The sequence below is a fragment of the Acidovorax sp. MR-S7 genome, assembly GCF_000400995.2.
Classification (GTDB): Bacteria; Pseudomonadota; Gammaproteobacteria; order Burkholderiales; family Burkholderiaceae_C; genus MR-S7.
In genome coordinates this window covers 1-14169 of record NZ_DF238979.1, presented here as the reverse complement: position 1 = coordinate 14169, position 14169 = coordinate 1, and the positions used below count along the sequence as shown (strand labels likewise).

The following is a 14169-nucleotide window of genomic DNA, read 5'->3' as shown; positions in this document are numbered from 1 at the left end:
CATGCGGTTCGAGGGTCGCATCGCCCGCTGGAACGATGAACGCGGTTTTGGGTTCATCGAACCGGCGGCAGGGGGCGATCAGGTGTTCGTTCACATCCGCGCGTTCGCCCCGGTTGACCGGGGCGCGGACGCGCGCCCCCGCATGGGCGAGCGCATAAGCTTCGAGATCGGATCCGATGACCAGGGGCGCAAACAGGCACGGCGTGTCAGCCGCTTGGATGCCATCCCTGTCCGAGTATCCGAGCGTCTGCCCGGTGTTCCGGAGCGGCGCGGGGATGCGGGGGGAGATCGACGTGGCTATTCTGCCCCCGCGGGCGGTTCAGGGCGCTGGTTGGGCCTGCTGGTGGGCTGGGTTGTGGTGGGGCTGATCGGCTGGCAGGCCTACCAGTGGTGGGCCGCGCAGGGCCAGCGGACGGCCAAGCCGATGGTGGCTGCACCCTCCGGCGTGAGCGGAGGTAGCAGCAGTGCCCATGCCGTCACCTTCCGCTGCGATGGCCGCCGGTACTGCTCACAAATGACGTCGTGCGAGGAAGCCACCTATTTCCTGCGCAATTGCCCGGGCGTTCAAATGGATGGCAACGGTGATGGAGTCCCATGCGAGCAGCAGTGGTGCACCCGTCCGCTTGCTCCATAGGCTGCCGATGTTGCAAGGAGCTTGACCCATGGTACTCACACGCCGCTCACCTCGGCTGGGCCTGGCGCTGGGCAGCGGCTCCGCGCGTGGCTGGGCGCACATCGGCGTGCTGCAGGTGCTGCAGGAAGAGGGGCTCAAGCCCGACGTGGTCTGCGGCGCGTCCATCGGCGCGCTGGTGGGCGCGGCCTTCGCGGGCGGCGAGCTGGAGCGTTTCGCCGACTGGGTGCAGGGCCTGGGCATGCGCGACGTGTTCGGCTTCATGGACTTCAACCTCGCGGGCGGCATGCTCAAGGGCGAAAAACTCATCGCCTTCTGGCGCCGCCACTTCGCGGATTTCGACATCGAGGACTCGCCGCTGGCCTTCGGCGCCGTGGCGACGGACCTGCATTCGGGCGCCGAGGTGTGGCTGCGCGAAGGCTCCATTGCCGACGCGGTGCGCGCCTCCATCGCGCTGCCCGGCCTGTTTACGCCCGTGGCGCGGGCGGACGGGCGGCTGCTGGTTGACGGCGGCATTGTCAACCCCGTGCCGGCCTCGCTCGCACGCGCGATGGGAGCGGACATCGTCATCGCGGTGGACCTGAACACCGACATTCTGCACCGCCACATGCAGCCCCTGGCCGTGGTGCAGGACCCGCCGCCGGAGCAGCCCGGCGCGGTGCCCGAGCCCGAACCGGCTGCCAGCACCGACTGGATGAGCCGTCTGCGGTTCTGGGCACCTGCCGGGGCGCCCGCAGCAGGCCCGGCCGTGGCGCCCCTGCCGCGCAAGCCCTCCGTACTGGACGTGGTGATGACCAGCGTCACCATCATGCAGATGCGCATCACCCGCAGCCGCATGGCGGGCGACCCGCCCGAGGTGGTGGTGGCGCCCAGCCTCGCGCACCTGGGCCTGCTGGACTTCCACCGCGCGCCCGAGGCGATCGCTGAGGGCCGCCGCGCCGCACAGGCTGCGTTGCCGCAGTTGCGGCGATTCATGGGGTGATAAGTGGTTGATTTGCAATAATTGGCCGTATAAAAATCAATTTTTGAATTTTTACGGCCAATGGACTACCTGCCCCTTTCCGACAACGCCGCGCGCCAGGTGATCGATGCGGCCACCGTGTTCGACGAGCACGCACGCGTCGCGCGGGATGCGCGCACCTGTGCGGGCGGCATGTACTGGAAACGCCAAGGGGAGTACGAATACCTGGTCAAGACGCAACCGGACAACCGCCAGACCCGCATCGGCGCGCGCAGCGCCGAGACTGAAGCCACCTACGCCGCTTTCACGGAGCGCAAGGCGCAGTGCCAGGCCCGGCTGCAATCGCTGCGCATGGCACTCAGGGATGCCGAGCGCATGAACAAGGCGCTGAAGGTCGGCAGGGCTCCGGCCTTGCTCATCACGCTGCTGCATACCCTGGCCGAAAGCGGCCTGGACCGGCACTTCACGGTGGTCGGCACGCATGCCCTCTACGCCTACGAGATGGCTGCGGGCGTGCGCATCGTGCAGGGTGCGCTGGCCACGCAGGACGTGGATCTGCTCTGGGATGCGCGGCGACGTGTGCAATTCCTGGCGGACATGCAAAGGCTCGATGTGTCCATGCTCCAGGTGCTGCAGCGCGCCGACCCGAGCTTCCGCCGCAAGGAAGGCCAGAACGAGACGGCCATCAACGCCCAGGGTTTTGAGGTGGATTTCCTGCGCCGGCAGCCCGAAGGCGACGATCCGCACCCATTCCGCTTCTCCAGCGACGAGGAGGACCTCTGGCCTGTGCAGGCTCGGCGCGCCTCGTTCCTCACGAGCGCCGCGCGCTTCGAGCAGGTGGTGGTTTCCGCCACGGGGCGGATGGCGCGCATGCGCACCATTGCGCCCGCAGCCTTCGTGGCCTTCAAGCGTTGGATGGCGGCCGAGGCGCCGCACCGCGAACCCATCAAGCGCCGGCGCGATGCACGCCAGGCGGATATCGTGCAAGCCCTGCTGGACGAGGGATTGCTTCTGAATTGATAGCTGCTTGCGCTTGTCACATAAGCGCCAGAGCCCATTTTGACATGAATCCATCCGACATTCCCCGCACCGCCTGGCAGGCGCTGCGCCGTTTTCTGCGCAAGCCCGACCGCCTGTGGTCGCAGCACACCCTCGCGCTGTTCCTGGCGGCCGTGCCTGCAGCAGTGCTGCTCTACGTGCTGGCGCTGGTTCCGTTCACTCCGGCGATCAGCGACATCCGCAAGGCCAAGACCGACCAGCCCGCGCAGCTCGTCTCCAGCGACGGGCGGCTGCTGGCCGAGTACAAGTGGGTCAACCGCGAGTGGGTGCCGTTCGATGCGATCGCGCCCGCGGTGGTGGACGCGCTGATCGCCACCGAGGACCACCGCTTCTACGAGCACTTCGGGCTGGACTGGCGGCGCACGCTCTCGGCCGTGGTGCGCACGGCGGGGGGCGACCGGCAGGGCGGCTCGACCATCACGCAGCAGCTTGCGCGCAACCTGTACCCCGAGGAGATCGGCCGCGCGCCCACGCTCACGCGCAAGCTCAAGGAGGCGATCACCGGGCTCAAGATCGAGTGGAGCTACTCCAAGGACGAGATCCTGGAGACCTACCTGAACACCGTGCCCTTCCTCTACAACGCCTACGGCATCGAGATGGCGGCGCGCACGTATTTCGACAAGTCGGCCGACAAGCTCACGGTGCTGGAGAGCGCCACGCTGATCGGCATGCTCAAGGGCACGGCCTACTACAACCCCGTGCTCAACCCCGAGCGCGCACAAGCACGGCGCAACACGGTGCTCGCGCAGATGAAGAAGCGCGGCAAGCTCGCGGCCGCCGAATACGACACGCTGGCCAAGCGTCCGCTGCGCATCCGCTTCGAGCGCCAGAGCGAGGTGGCGGGCCTGGCGCCGCACCTGGCGCAGCAGCTGCGGCGCCAGCTCATCGACTGGGCGGACCGCAACGGCTACAGCCTGTATTCCGACGGGCTCGTGGTGCGCACCACCATCGACGGCCGCCTGCAGGAGATCGCCACCCAAGCCGTGCAGCGCCAGGGCCGGGCGCTGCAGGGCGTGGCCGACGGGGCCTGGGCGCCGCGCGGCGTGTGGGGCTCCAAGAGCACGCTGGTGCAGCAGCTGGTGCGCGAGTCCGCGCGCTACGAAAAGGCCGTGGCCGCGGGCGGCGAGCCCGACGCGGTGCTGCAGGACCTGCTCCAGGATGCGGCCTTCCTGCGCGAGCTGCGCGCTGCCAAGACCCGCGTGCAGGCCGGCTTCATGGCGCTCGACCCGCGCAGCGGCGCGGTGCTGGCCTGGGTGGGCAGCCGCGACTACGGCAGCGACCCGTTCGACCACGTGCAGGCCGCACGGCGCCAGCCGGGCTCCACGTTCAAGCCTTTCGTCTACGGCGCGGCCTTCGCCAAGGGCATGCTGCCCACCGACACGCTGCTGGACACGTCTGTTGAGATCCCCCTGGGCGGCAAGCGCGTCTGGCGCCCCACGGACGGTAATACTCCGCCGAGCGAGGAGCCCATGCAATTGCGCGACGGGCTGGCCTATTCCAAGAACACCATCACCGCCCAGCTCATGCAGCAGGTGGGCCCCGAGCGCGTGGCGCAGCTCGCGCGCGCCATGGGCGTGCGCGAGTCGAAGCTGGAGCCCGTGCCCGCGCTGGCGCTGGGCACGAGCGACGTCACGCTCAAGGAAATGGTGGCCGCCTACGGCACCATCGCCAGCGCAGGGAGCTACCGGGCGCCGCAGGTCATCACGCGCATCGAGGACAAGGACGGCAGGCTGCTGGAGGAGTTCAAGGCCGCGCCGCCCGAGCGTGCCCTGGGCCTCACCGCCGCGCAGGAACTGCGCGACGCGCTGCGCGGCGTGGTGGACAAGGGCACGGGCGCGGCCATCCGCAGCCGCTACGGCATCACCGCCGACGTGGCCGGCAAGACCGGCACCACGCAGGACAACACGGACGGCTGGTTCATCCTCATGCACCCGCAGCTCGTGGCCGGCGCCTGGGTGGGCTTCAACGATGCGCGCATCACCCTGCGCAGCGATTACTGGGGCCAGGGCGCGCACAGCGCGCTGCCGATGGTGGGGGACGTGTTCCGCCAAGCGCTGCGCGCCAAGCTCATCGACGCGCGCGAGCGCTTCGTCGACGAGGAGGAAAGCTCCTGGGCCGGCCGCACGGCGGGGGCCGTGAGCGCCCTGCGCAACTGGGTCTACGACCTGTTCGGCCGCCCCACCGGCGAGCAGGCCGGCCCGGCAGGCGCGCCCGAGCCCGAGCTGCCGCGCGCGCCCGCGCCCCCGGCCAGCACCGCCAGCGCGCCTCTGGAGAGCGAGCGCCCCGAGATCACCGACGCGCCCCTGGTGCCGCTGCAGGAAGTGGCGCCGCGCGCACCGGTGCCCGTGGAGCCGCCCGTGTGGATGACGGAGCCCGACGGGCCGCAGCCCGAGCCGGGCATGGTGACGACGGAGCCGGTGCACCGCGGCGTGGTCGTGCCCAGCCCGTGGGAGAGCCCGCCGCAGTAGACCCTAGACGATGTCGATGCAGTGCATGCCGAAGCGTCCCGCGCGGCGGTCGGCGAAGTAGCGCTCCAGCGTGGCCTTCACCGTGCGGAAGGCCAGCTCGTCCCAGGGAATCTCGTCTTCGGGGAACAGGCGCGCCTCGATGGTCTCGTAGCCGGGGTTGAACCGGTCGCTGAGCAGCGTGGCCAGGTAGAACAGGTGCACCTGTCCCACGCGCGGCACGTTCAGCACCGAGAACAGCGGGCCCATCTCGATCTGCGCGCCCGCTTCCTCGTCGGTCTCGCGCGCCGCGCCCTGCGCGGTGGTCTCGTCCAGTTCCATGAAGCCCGCGGGCAGCGTCCACTTGCCCCAGCGCGGCTCGATGTTGCGCTTGCACAGCAGCACGCGGTCGCCCAGCGCGGGCACCGTGCCCACCACGTTCAGCGGGTTCTCGTAGTGGATGGTGCCGCAGGCGGGGCAGACGGCGCGCTCGCGCGTGTCACCGTCGTCGGGCACGCGGTAGGCCACGGCCGAGCCGCACGCGCGGCAGTGCTGGATGGGGCGGCGGAAGGTCATGCTTTCTTTTTGAATGAAAAACGGCTCCAGCGCCCGTCCATCAAGCGCTGGCAGCTATGGTTGTGGTAGCGGTCAGGTGAGCGCGACGCGCAGGGAGCCCAGGCCGTCGATGCCGCCTTCCAGCACATCGCCGCGCACCACCGCGCCCACGCCTTCGGGCGTGCCTGTGAAGATCAGGTCGCCCGGCTGCAGCGTCCATGCGGCGCTGAGGTGTTCGATGGTCTCGGCGATGTTCCAGATGAGTTGATGAACGTTGCTGCGCTGGCGGTCGGTGCCGTTCACCTGCAGCCAGATGGCGGCCTTCTCCACGTCGCCTGCCTGGGCCACGGGCGTGATGGGGCCGATGGGCGCGCTGGCCTCGAAACCCTTGCCGATGCACCAGGGGCGGCCCTGCTTCTTCATGTCGTTCTGCAGGTCGCGGCGGGTCATGTCCAGGCCCACGGCGTAGCCCCAGATGTGCTGCAGCGCGTCCTGCGCCTTGATGCCGGCACCGCCCTTGCCGATGGCGACGACCAGCTCGATCTCGTGGTGCAGGTTGGCCGTGAGCGTGGGGTAGGGCATGCGGCCCGTCTCGTCGGCGGCCACGGGCAGCACGGCGTCGGCGGGCTTCATGAAGAAGAAGGGCGGCTCGCGGCCGGTGAATCCCATTTCCTTGGCGTGCTCGGCGTAGTTGCGGCCCACGCAATAGATGCGGTGCACGGGGAAACGGTCGGCCGTGCCGGCGACGGGCACACTGGCCTGGGGAGCGGGGGGAATCACGTAGGAAGTCATGGAAAGCCAAGCGTTTCGAAGGAGCATGCAGTGTGCCACGGTGCCTTATGCTGCGCTCCATGAAGCTCTACAACTACTTCCGTTCCTCGGCATCGTTCCGCGTGCGCATCGCGCTCGAGATCAAGGGCTTGCCCTACGAATACCTGCCGGTGCACCTGGTGAAGGGCGAGCAGCACGCGCCGGCCTACGCCCAGCGCCAGGGCGACGCGCTGGTGCCGGCGCTGGAAACCGATGACGGCCACCTGCTCGCGCAGTCGATGGCCATCATCGAATACCTGGAAGAAACCCACGCCGCGCCGCCGCTGTTGCCGCCGGACGCGCTGGCCCGCGCCCGCGTGCGTGCGCTCGCGCAGATGGTGGCCTGCGAGATCCACCCGCTCAACAACCTGCGCGTGCTCAAGTACCTCAAGCACCAGCTGCAGGTGACGGACGAGGCCAAGGACGCCTGGTACCGCCACTGGGTGCGCAGCGGCCTGGAGGCCTACGAGCGCCAGCTCGCCCTGCTGGCCGCGGAGCGCGACGGCGCGGGCCTGCCGCCCTCCGTCTACAGCTGGGGCGACGCGCCCACCTTGGCCGACTGCTGCCTGGTGCCGCAGATCTTCAACGGCCAGCGCTTCCAGGTCGACATGGGCGGCCTGCCGCGCACCATGGCCGCGTTCGAGGCCTGCATGCAGCTGCCCGCGTTCCAGTGCGCGCAGCCCTCGGCCTGCCCCGACGGCGAGGGCTGACCCCCGTGGCAGCGCAGCCCGCCGACTGGCTCAGGCCCGACTGGCCCGCGCCCGCGCACGTCCACGCCGTGTGCACCACGCGCGCCGGCGGCGTGAGCGCCGCGCCCTGGGACAGTTTCAACCTGGGGCGCTACGCGGGCGACGACCCCGCCGCCGTGCGCGCCAACTGGGCCACGCTGCAGGCGGTGCTGAGTGCGGAAGGCCCCGTGCGCCCCGTGTACCTGCGGCAGGTGCACGGCACGGTCCTGCAGCCTCTGCTGGCGGACACGCCCGACGGCATCGAGGCCGATGCCTGCACCACCGCGCAGGCCGGCGTGGCCTGCGTGGCCATGGCCGCCGACTGCCTGCCCGTGCTCTTCACCGACCGCGCCGGCACCCGCGTAGCGGCCGCGCATGCGGGCTGGCGCGGGCTGGCGGCGGGGGTGCTGGAATCGGCCTTGGAGTCTTTTCAGCCTCCAGCGCTTGCTGGCCAAGCGCAAGCAGCTATGAAAAAAGAAGCAATCGAGGCGGCGGACGTCATCGCCTGGCTGGGCCCTTGCATCGGCCCCACGGCGTTCGAGGTCGGCCCCGAAGTGCGCGAGGCCTTTTGCGTGCAGGACGGCGCGGCTGCTGCGCACTTCCAGCCCCGGGCCGGCGGCAAGTACCTGGCCGACCTGGCTGGCCTGGCGCGCCAGCGCCTTCGCGCGGCAGGTGTGGAGCGGCTCTACGGCAACGACAGTTCGCCTGCGTGGTGCACCGTGGGCAACCCGTCACGGTTCTTTTCCTACCGGCGGGACAACCCCCGCTTCGGCGCCAGCGGGCGTATGGCCGCCTGCATCTGGCTGGCCGGCTGACGGCGCGGCCTGCGCCTCCGCCGTGCGCTCGGCCTGCTCGCGCGCGCGCAGCGCGCGCTTGCGTGCCGGCGTGCCCAGGATGTAGAGCACCAGGCCCAGGGGCAGCAGCCCGTAGAGCACGAACGTGACGATGGCGCCCAGCACCGTGCCGTTGGCGGCCGTGGCTTCGGCCACGGCCATCAGCAGGGTGATGTACAGCCACGCAATGACCACCAGATACATGAACGGACAGGAAACAAAGGGTTTTGGAGGGGCCTTGGTGAATGCCATGGCTTGCGGGGCGGTTCCGGGCTCGGCAACAATGGTTGCCATGGCTCGCGGGCGAGGGCCCGCGCCATGGCACATGCATTCACAAGGAGGCAGCATGGATTCTGACGCAGGCTGGGCCGAAGGCGCCCGGCAATTCCAGCAGATTTTCGGTGACGGCTGGACCAAGATGCTGCAAGCATTGCAACCCGTGGACATGGGCGCCCTGTCCGCGGCCCTGAAGCCGCACCAGCCCGTGGGCTTCGCGCCCGGCAAGCTGGCCGAGCTGCAGCAGCAGTACATGGAAAGCGCCCGCGCCCTGTGGAGCCAGGGCTGGCAGGCAGCACCCCCGCAAGGCGGCGACAAGCGCTTCAGCGGCGACGGCTGGGCGCAAAACCCCCTGTCGGCGTTCTCCGTGGCGGCCTACCAGCTGCAGGCACGCACGCTCATGGGGCTGGTCGATGCCGTGGAGGCCGACGACAAGACCCGCGCGCGCATCCGCTTCAGCGTGGAGCAGTGGCTGGCCGCCATGGCGCCCAGCAACTTCCTGGCCTTCAACGCCGATGCGCAGAAGAAGGCGCTGGAAACCCAGGGCGAGAGCATCGCCAAGGGTGTGGCCAACCTGCTGCACGACCTGCGCCAGGGCCACATCTCCATGACCGACGAAAGCCGCTTCGAGGTGGGCCGCAACGTGGCCACGACCGAGGGCGCGGTGGTGTTCGAGAACGAGCTGTTCCAGCTCATCGAATACAAGCCGCTCACGCCCAAGGTGTACGAGCGTCCTTTCCTCATGGTGCCGCCGTGCATCAACAAGTTCTACATCCTCGACCTGCAGCCCGACAACTCGGTGATCCGCTACGCCGTGTCGCAGGGCCACCGCACCTTCGTGGTGAGCTGGCGCAACCCGGACATGTCGCTCGCCGACAAGACCTGGGACCACTACATCGAGGACGCGGTGCTCACCGCCATCGCCACCGTGCAGCAGATCACGGGCGCGCCGCAGATCAACGCCCTGGGCTTCTGCGTGGGCGGCACCATGCTGGCCAACGCCCTGGCCGTGCTGGCCGCGCGTGGCGAGGAGCCTGTGGCCAGCGCCACCTTCCTCACCACGCTCATCAACTTCTCCGACACCGGCATCCTCGACGTCTTCATCGACGAGAGCTTCGTGCGCCTGCGCGAGATGCAGATGGGGCAGGGCGGGCTCATGAAGGGGCAGGAGCTGGCATCGACCTTCAGCTTCCTGCGGCCCAACGACCTGGTGTGGAACTACGTGGTGGGCAACTACCTTAAGGGCGAGACGCCGCCCGCGTTCGACCTGCTCTACTGGAACAGCGACGCCACCAACCTGCCCGGCCCCTATTACGCCTGGTACCTGCGCAACTTCTACCTGGAGAACAACCTCATTCAGCCCGGCAAGCTCACCGTCTGCGGCGAGAAGCTGGACCTGCGCAAGGTGAAGCTGCCCGTGTACATCTACGGCTCGCGCGAGGACCACATCGTGCCCATCGGCGCGGCCTACGCCTCCACGCAGGTGCTGCCGGGCAAGAAGCGTTTCGTGATGGGCGCCTCCGGCCACATCGCGGGCGTGATCAACCCGCCGGCCAAGAAAAAGCGCAGCCACTGGCTGCGCGAGGACGGCAAGCTGCCGGCTACGCTGGACGAGTGGGTGCAAGGCGCCACCGAACTGCCCGGAAGCTGGTGGGACGACTGGGCCGCCTGGCTCAAGGGCCATGCGGGCAAGCAGGTCGCTGCGCCCAAGTGCTACGGCAAGGCGCCCAAGTTCAAGGCCATCGAGCCCGCGCCCGGCAGCTACGTCCAGCAGAAGGCCTGAGAGTTTTCCGCGGCATTGATTACGCAATAGTCCTGACAGCAGGCAGATTCAGAATGCATTGCAGGGCCTGCGCCGCCCCGTGCGCGGGTCCCGCCAAATACGGCCTTTCGGCCGGATGAAAGAAAGGAAGACATCATGGAAGACATCGTCATCGTCTCTGCCGTACGCACGCCTGTGGGCAAGTTCGGCGGCGCACTCGCCAAGACGCCCGCCACCGAGCTGGGCGCCCTCGTCATCCGCGAGGCGCTGGCGCGTGCGCGGGTGGCTCCCGACCAGGTGGGCGAAGTCATCATGGGCCAGGTGCTCGCGGCCGGCTGCGGCCAGAACCCTGCACGCCAGGCCATGATGAAGGCCGGCGTGGCCAAGGAAACCCCCGCGCTCACCATCAACGCCGTGTGCGGCTCCGGCCTGAAGGCCGTGATGCTGGCCGCGCAGGCCGTCGCCACGGGCGACAGCGAGATCGTCGTGGCCGGCGGCCAGGAAAACATGAGCCTCTCGGCCCACGTGCTCAACGGCTCGCGCGACGGCCAGCGCATGGGCGACTGGAAGCTGGTGGACACCATGATCGTGGACGGCCTCTGGGACGTCTACAACCAGTACCACATGGGCATCACCGCCGAGAACGTGGCCAAGCAGCACGGCATCACGCGCGAGATGCAGGACGCGCTGGCCCTGGCCAGCCAGCAGAAGGCCGCGGCCGCGCAGGACGCCGGCCGCTTCGCCGACGAAATCGTGCCCGTATCGCTGCCGCAGAAGAAGGGCGACCCCATCGTCTTCGCGGCCGACGAATACCTCAACCGCAAGACCAATGCCGATGCCCTGGCCGGCCTGCGCCCCGCCTTCGACAAGGCCGGCTCCGTGACTGCGGGCAACGCCTCGGGCATCAACGACGGCGCTGCCGCCGTCGTGGTCATGAGCGCCAAGAAGGCCGCGGCCCTGGGCCTCAAGCCCCTGGCGCGCATCGCGGCCTTTGGTACGAGCGGCCTCGACCCGGCCACCATGGGCATGGGCCCGGTGCCCGCATCGCGCAAGGCACTGCAGCGCGCAGGCTGGAACGTGGGCGACGTGGACCTGTTCGAACTCAACGAAGCCTTCGCCGCGCAGGCCTGCGCTGTGAACAAGGAGCTGGGCGTCGACCCCGCCAAGGTGAACGTGAACGGCGGCGCCATCGCCATCGGCCACCCCATCGGCGCATCGGGCTGCCGCGTGCTGGTCACGCTGCTGCACGAAATGCAGCGCCGCGATGCCAAGAAGGGGCTGGCCGCACTGTGCATCGGCGGCGGCATGGGCGTTTCGCTGGCGGTGGAGCGCTGAGGAGCCAGACGGTGGCCCTGCGCGAGCGGGGCCTCCAGGCCCACAGGCCGCGCCCTCGGGCGCGGCTTTTTTCATGGTCCCATGGCAAAGCATGGCGCATCCATAACCCGTCATCATCGCATGCCTGAGGGCCTCCAAAATCTCTGCGGCGCCCCGTGTTTTCCTCGACGGAAACACCGCGATTCTTGGGTAGAGTGGCACTTGGAACACATTCCGTTTTGCCAAACCAGGAGAGCACAATGAGTCAGAAGATCGCGTACGTCACAGGAGGCATGGGGGGCATCGGCACTGCCATTTGCCAGCGTCTGCACCGGGATGGTTTCAAGGTCATCGCAGGTTGCGGCCCGACGCGCGACTACGAGAAATGGCTGGGAGAGCAGAAGGCACAGGGCTACACCTTTCATGCATCGGTGGGCAACGTGGGCGACTGGGACTCCACCGTCGAGGCCTTCACCAAGGCCAAGTCCGAGCACGGCACCATTGACGTGCTGGTCAACAACGCTGGCATCACGCGCGACCGCATGTTCGTCAAGATGACGCGCGAGGACTGGGACGCGGTGATCGAGACCAACCTCAACAGCATGTTCAACGTGACCAAGCAGGTCGTGGGCGACATGGTGGAGAAGGGCTGGGGCCGCATCGTCAACATCAGCAGCGTGAACGGCGAAAAGGGTCAGGCCGGACAGACCAATTACTCGGCCGCCAAGGCGGGCATGCACGGGTTCTCGATGGCCCTGGCGCAGGAGCTGGCCACCAAGGGCGTGACCGTGAACACCGTGAGCCCGGGCTACATCGGCACCGACATGGTCAAGGCCATCCGTCCGGACGTGCTGGAAAAGATCGTGGCGACGGTGCCGGTCAAGCGCCTGGGCGAGCCCAGCGAGATCGCATCCATCATCTCGTGGCTTTCCTCGGAAGAAGGCGGCTACGCCACGGGGGCGGATTTCTCCGTCAATGGCGGCCTGCACATGGGCTAAGCATGCAGGCATGCGCCCGCTGCCAGGCGGGCGCGAAAGCCGAAAAAGGGAACGCAGCGCGTTCCCTTTTTTCATGTCGGCCATGATTTTTCATATGGTGAGTGAAGTTTTGCTAAATGAAAAATGAGTCATGCTGCATTGCCGCAAAATTTCTCAATACGAGAAAATATATTTCTCATCATAAAAATGAAAAGTTATGTCGTTGATTTTTAAGTAAAAAAATCATGTCTTCTATAAGACATAAGAGCTTGTGCGAGTCTTATAGAAGACTTAAAGTTGTCTCCAAGGGCATCGCACCGATGCCCCCCGATGAACCAACCCTTGGAGAGCAACCATGTCGAAGTCCCTGAACGCACAACTCAGCCGTGAGCAACAGATCGCAGCCCTCGAAAAGGACTGGGCCCAGAACCCTCGCTGGAAGAGCGTCAAGCGCGGCTACAGCGCTGCCGACGTGGTGCGCCTGCGCGGCAGCCTGCAGCCCGAATACACGCTGGCCCAGCGCGGCGCCGAAAAGCTGTGGGAACTGGTGAACGGTGGGGCCAAGAAGGGCTACGTGAACGCCTTCGGTGCCATCACCGCCGGCCAGGCCATGCAGCAGGCCAAGGCGGGCCTGGAAGCCGTGTACCTGTCGGGCTGGCAAGTGGCCGCCGACGGCAACACCAGCGAAACCATGTATCCCGACCAATCGCTGTATGCCTACGACTCGGTGCCCACCATGGTCCGCCGCATCAACAACACCTTCAAGCGTGCCGATGAAATCCAGTGGGGCCGCGGCGTGAACCCCGGCGACAAGGAGTTCGTCGACTACTTCCTGCCCATCGTGGCCGATGCGGAAGCCGGTTTCGGCGGCGTGCTGAACGCTTTCGAGCTGATGAAGAACATGATCGCCGCCGGTGCCGCAGGTGTGCATTTCGAAGACCAGCTGGCCGCCGTGAAGAAGTGCGGCCACATGGGCGGCAAGGTGCTCGTGCCCACGCAGGAAGCCTGCGAGAAGCTGATCGCCGCGCGCTTCGCCGCCGACGTGATGGGCGTGCCCACCATCGTGCTGGCCCGCACCGATGCCGAGGCCGCCAACCTGATCACCAGCGACCACGACGCCAACGACAAGCCCTTCCTGACCGGCGAGCGTACGCAAGAGGGCTTCTACCGCGTGAAGAACGGCCTGGAGCAGGCCATCAGCCGCGGCGTGGCGTACGCGCCCTATGCCGACCTGGTGTGGTGCGAGACCGGCGTGCCCGACATCGGCTTCGCCCGCGAATTCGCCCAGGCCGTGCTGGCCGCATGCCCTGGCAAGCTGCTGAGCTACAACTGCTCGCCCTCGTTCAACTGGAAGAAGAACCTCAACGACAAGCAGATCGCTTCCTTCCAGGAAGACCTGTCCGCACTGGGCTACAAGTACCAGTTCATCACGCTGGCCGGCATTCACAGCAACTGGTACAACACGTTCAAGTTCGCCCACGCCTACGCTCGCGGCGAAGGCATGCGCCATTACGTGGAAATGATCCAGGAACCTGAATTCGCCGCACGCGAGCAGGGCTACACCTTCGTGTCGCACCAGCAGGAAGTGGGCGCGGGCTACTTCGACGACGTGACCACGGTGATCCAAGGCGGTTCGTCTTCCGTGAAGGCCCTGACGGGTTCCACCGAAGAAGAGCAGTTCCACTGATCGAGCCACCAGGTGCCCGATAGGGCACTGGAAGGTGAAAAAGCCACCCGTCGGGTGGCTTTTCTTTTGGCTCTGTCACAAATCTGTGTTGATGACCGGCACTCCGATGGCGTCGAGCAAGAGCTGGCGCGG

General features: G+C 67.6%; 13 protein-coding genes. 10 read left to right on the top strand and 3 right to left on the bottom strand.

Going from position 1 to position 14169, the window contains the following annotated elements; genetic code table 11:
* The first annotated feature begins 1 nt into the window (after position 1).
* The 4 genes from AVS7_RS18960 to AVS7_RS18945 are packed head-to-tail and all read left to right on the top strand — an operon-like array spanning position 2 to position 5119.
* Complete coding sequence (locus tag AVS7_RS18960) at positions 2 to 634, top strand: excalibur calcium-binding domain-containing protein (protein WP_020229633.1); 633 nt, start codon at positions 2 to 4, stop codon at positions 632 to 634.
* 28 nt (positions 635 to 662) lie between these two features.
* Complete coding sequence (locus AVS7_RS18955) at positions 663 to 1613, top strand: patatin-like phospholipase family protein (RefSeq protein ID WP_020229632.1); 951 nt, start codon at positions 663 to 665, stop codon at positions 1611 to 1613.
* A 60-nt stretch (positions 1614 to 1673) separates the two neighbouring features.
* Positions 1674 to 2612 carry a GSU2403 family nucleotidyltransferase fold protein gene (locus AVS7_RS18950; protein ID WP_020229631.1) on the top strand — a complete coding sequence of 313 codons (939 nt, stop codon included), beginning with the start codon at positions 1674 to 1676 and terminating at the stop codon, positions 2610 to 2612.
* A 44-nt stretch (positions 2613 to 2656) separates the two neighbouring features.
* Positions 2657 to 5119 (top strand): penicillin-binding protein 1A, encoded by a 2463-nt coding sequence (locus tag AVS7_RS18945; RefSeq protein WP_020229630.1) that lies wholly within the window; start codon positions 2657 to 2659, stop codon positions 5117 to 5119.
* 3 nt (positions 5120 to 5122) lie between these two features.
* Here the strand turns inward: AVS7_RS18945 and AVS7_RS18940 are convergent, their stop codons facing one another.
* Positions 5123 to 5671, bottom strand: coding sequence for an NUDIX hydrolase (locus tag AVS7_RS18940; protein ID WP_020229629.1), 549 nt, complete (start codon positions 5669 to 5671; stop codon positions 5123 to 5125).
* Between the two features lie 72 nt (positions 5672 to 5743).
* Entirely contained in the window at positions 5744 to 6442 is a 699-nt protein-coding gene (locus AVS7_RS18935; RefSeq protein ID WP_020229628.1) for a fumarylacetoacetate hydrolase family protein, read from the bottom strand.
* 59 nt (positions 6443 to 6501) lie between these two features.
* Between AVS7_RS18935 and maiA the strand changes: the two genes are divergently transcribed.
* Both maiA and pgeF read left to right on the top strand, forming a co-directional pair.
* A complete protein-coding gene (gene maiA / locus AVS7_RS18930) occupies positions 6502 to 7170 on the top strand; it encodes a maleylacetoacetate isomerase (protein WP_034691245.1) in 669 nt (222 codons plus the stop codon).
* Between the two features lie 5 nt (positions 7171 to 7175).
* Complete coding sequence (pgeF, locus tag AVS7_RS18925) at positions 7176 to 8003, top strand: peptidoglycan editing factor PgeF (RefSeq protein WP_024001876.1); 828 nt, start codon at positions 7176 to 7178, stop codon at positions 8001 to 8003.
* Here pgeF and AVS7_RS18920 read toward each other — a convergent pair.
* Positions 7920 to 8225: a hypothetical protein gene (locus tag AVS7_RS18920; RefSeq protein WP_034691225.1), complete on the bottom strand. Its 306-nt coding sequence runs from the start codon at positions 8223 to 8225 to the stop codon at positions 7920 to 7922. The genes pgeF and AVS7_RS18920 overlap by 84 nt on opposite strands.
* Positions 8226 to 8367: 142 nt before the next feature.
* On the opposite strand from AVS7_RS18920, the gene AVS7_RS18915 reads away from it, so the two are divergent.
* The 4 genes from AVS7_RS18915 to aceA all read left to right on the top strand — a co-directional run bounded on the left by AVS7_RS18915 (position 8368) and on the right by aceA (position 14037).
* Positions 8368 to 10080 carry an alpha/beta hydrolase gene (locus AVS7_RS18915; protein ID WP_020229625.1) on the top strand — a complete coding sequence of 571 codons (1713 nt, stop codon included), beginning with the start codon at positions 8368 to 8370 and terminating at the stop codon, positions 10078 to 10080.
* Positions 10081 to 10215: 135 nt separating this feature from the next.
* Complete coding sequence (locus AVS7_RS18910; RefSeq protein ID WP_020229624.1) at positions 10216 to 11394, top strand: acetyl-CoA C-acetyltransferase; 1179 nt, start codon at positions 10216 to 10218, stop codon at positions 11392 to 11394.
* A gap of 239 nt (positions 11395 to 11633) precedes the next feature.
* Complete coding sequence (gene phbB, locus AVS7_RS18905; RefSeq protein ID WP_024001874.1) at positions 11634 to 12371, top strand: acetoacetyl-CoA reductase; 738 nt, start codon at positions 11634 to 11636, stop codon at positions 12369 to 12371.
* 334 nt (positions 12372 to 12705) lie between these two features.
* Entirely contained in the window at positions 12706 to 14037 is a 1332-nt protein-coding gene (gene aceA, locus AVS7_RS18900; protein WP_020229622.1) for an isocitrate lyase, read from the top strand.
* The last annotated feature ends 132 nt before the right edge of the window (positions 14038 to 14169 follow it).

What these genes read in the sequence shown, in the direction of transcription:
- AVS7_RS18960 (WP_020229633.1), top strand. Translation starts at nt 2, where the DNA reads ATGCGGTTCGAGGGTCGCATCGCCCGCTGGAACGATGAACGCGGTTTT.
- AVS7_RS18955 (WP_020229632.1), top strand. Translation starts at nt 663, where the DNA reads ATGGTACTCACACGCCGCTCACCTCGGCTGGGCCTGGCGCTGGGCAGC.
- AVS7_RS18950 (WP_020229631.1), top strand. Translation starts at nt 1,674, where the DNA reads ATGGACTACCTGCCCCTTTCCGACAACGCCGCGCGCCAGGTGATCGAT.
- AVS7_RS18945 (WP_020229630.1), top strand. Translation starts at nt 2,657, where the DNA reads ATGAATCCATCCGACATTCCCCGCACCGCCTGGCAGGCGCTGCGCCGT.
- AVS7_RS18940 (WP_020229629.1), bottom strand. Translation starts at nt 5,671, where the DNA reads ATGACCTTCCGCCGCCCCATCCAGCACTGCCGCGCGTGCGGCTCGGCC.
- AVS7_RS18935 (WP_020229628.1), bottom strand. Translation starts at nt 6,442, where the DNA reads ATGACTTCCTACGTGATTCCCCCCGCTCCCCAGGCCAGTGTGCCCGTC.
- maiA (WP_034691245.1), top strand. Translation starts at nt 6,502, where the DNA reads ATGAAGCTCTACAACTACTTCCGTTCCTCGGCATCGTTCCGCGTGCGC.
- AVS7_RS18920 (WP_034691225.1), bottom strand. Translation starts at nt 8,225, where the DNA reads ATGTATCTGGTGGTCATTGCGTGGCTGTACATCACCCTGCTGATGGCC.
- AVS7_RS18915 (WP_020229625.1), top strand. Translation starts at nt 8,368, where the DNA reads ATGGATTCTGACGCAGGCTGGGCCGAAGGCGCCCGGCAATTCCAGCAG.
- AVS7_RS18910 (WP_020229624.1), top strand. Translation starts at nt 10,216, where the DNA reads ATGGAAGACATCGTCATCGTCTCTGCCGTACGCACGCCTGTGGGCAAG.
- phbB (WP_024001874.1), top strand. Translation starts at nt 11,634, where the DNA reads ATGAGTCAGAAGATCGCGTACGTCACAGGAGGCATGGGGGGCATCGGC.
- aceA (WP_020229622.1), top strand. Translation starts at nt 12,706, where the DNA reads ATGTCGAAGTCCCTGAACGCACAACTCAGCCGTGAGCAACAGATCGCA.